Source organism: Falsiroseomonas sp. E2-1-a20, assembly GCF_051433195.1.
Classification (GTDB): domain Bacteria; phylum Pseudomonadota; class Alphaproteobacteria; order Acetobacterales; family Acetobacteraceae; genus Falsiroseomonas.
In genome coordinates, this window is the sequence record NZ_JBHMFT010000146.1 from 1 (window position 1) to 1,408 (window position 1,408).

A 1,408-nucleotide genomic window follows, 5' to 3' on the forward strand; every position below is an offset into this window, starting at 1 on the left:
CAAGGTGGCCGGGGTGCGCGAGGCCATCCGGGCGGCACGTGCCCACGTCATGCTGCTGCCGGCCTATTCGCCCGACTTGAACCCAATCGAACAGGCCTTTGCCAAGCTCAAGGCCGGGCTCCGCAAGGCAGGCGCCCGCACGCGTGAGGCGCTGTGGAACACCATCAGCAAACTGCTCGATACCTTCAGCCCCACCGAGTGCCGTAACTACCTCACCAACTCAGGCTATGCATTCGAGTAAACCAAAAATGCTCTAGTGTCCTGATTCTGTAGTTCCTCCGATTTGGAGGGTTCGCTGGCAGAAGCGCTGGATAGCGGCGAGGATGTCGTCGGCGGACCTGGTCCAGCGGAAGGGCTTGGGATCGGCATTGTGGGCGTCGATGAAGGCGATGATGTCGCGTTCCAGGGCCTGGGTTGAACGGTGTAAGCCGCGCCTGATTTGTTTTTCGGTGATCAAGGCGAAGAAGCGCTCGACCTGGTTGATCCAGGAGGCACTGGTCGGCGTGAAGTGGACGTGCCACCTCGGGCGCTTGGCCAGCCAATCGCGGACCGGCTTGGTTTTGTGGGTGGCGTAGTTGTCCATGACCAGGTGAACGTCGAGGTCGGCTGGGACATTGGCCTCGACCTGGTCGAGGAACTTGCGGAACTCGCTGGAGCGGTGCTTCGGGTAGCAACGACCGATCACAGCACCGGTGGCCACGTCCAGCGCGGCGAACAGCGATGTGGTGCCGTGGCGGGTGTAGTCGTGTGTGCGCCGCTCGACCTGGCCCGGTCGCATCGGCAGCATTGGCTGGGTGCGGTCCAGCGCCTGGATCTGCGACTTCTCATCCACGCAGAGCACCAAAGCCCGCTCGGGCGGGGCCATGTAGAGGCCGACGATGTCGCGCACTTTCTCGACGAACAGCGGGTCGGTCGAAAGCTTGAAGGTCTCGCTGCGGTGCGGCTGCAGCCCGAAGGCGCGCCAGATGCGATGGATGGTGGACGGCGCATAGCCCACCGCCTTGGCCATGGCGCGCAACGACCAGTGCGTGGCACCGGGTGGCGTCGTCTCCAGGGTCAGGCGGATGGTTTCGGCGACGTTGTCATCGCCGATCTTTCGCGGCGTGCCGGGGCGAGGCTCATCCAGCAGCCCATCGAGGCGATGCGCGGCGAAGCGGCGCCGCCATTTGGAGACCGTGTTGGCGTCTGCTCCCACCTCGGCGCAGATCGCCTTGTTCTCCAGCCCCGCCGCTGCGGCCAGCACAATACGCGCTCGCCTTGCCATCGCCTGTCCTGTCTTGCGCGCACGCGACAGCGATTCCAGTTCCCGGCGCTCAACGCCTGTCAGCTCAATCGACGCCGCAGCCCTACCCATCGCAAGCTCCCTACGATCCCTATCAGAACCGTAGAAACTTCTCGATCAGGACAC

2 protein-coding genes are annotated in these 1,408 nt (G+C 64.1%); one reads left to right on the forward strand and one right to left on the reverse strand.

Going from position 1 to position 1,408, the window contains the following annotated elements:
• A partial coding sequence (locus tag ACFHPP_RS31000; RefSeq protein ID WP_437167076.1) for a transposase occupies positions 1 to 241 on the forward strand: 241 nt, incomplete at its 5' end.
• A gap of 12 nt (positions 242 to 253) precedes the next feature.
• Here the strand turns inward: ACFHPP_RS31000 and ACFHPP_RS31005 are convergent.
• Complete coding sequence (locus tag ACFHPP_RS31005; RefSeq protein ID WP_437167077.1) at positions 254 to 1,354, reverse strand: IS630 family transposase; 1,101 nt, start codon at positions 1,352 to 1,354, stop codon at positions 254 to 256.
• Positions 1,355 to 1,408: the final 54 nt, after the last annotated feature.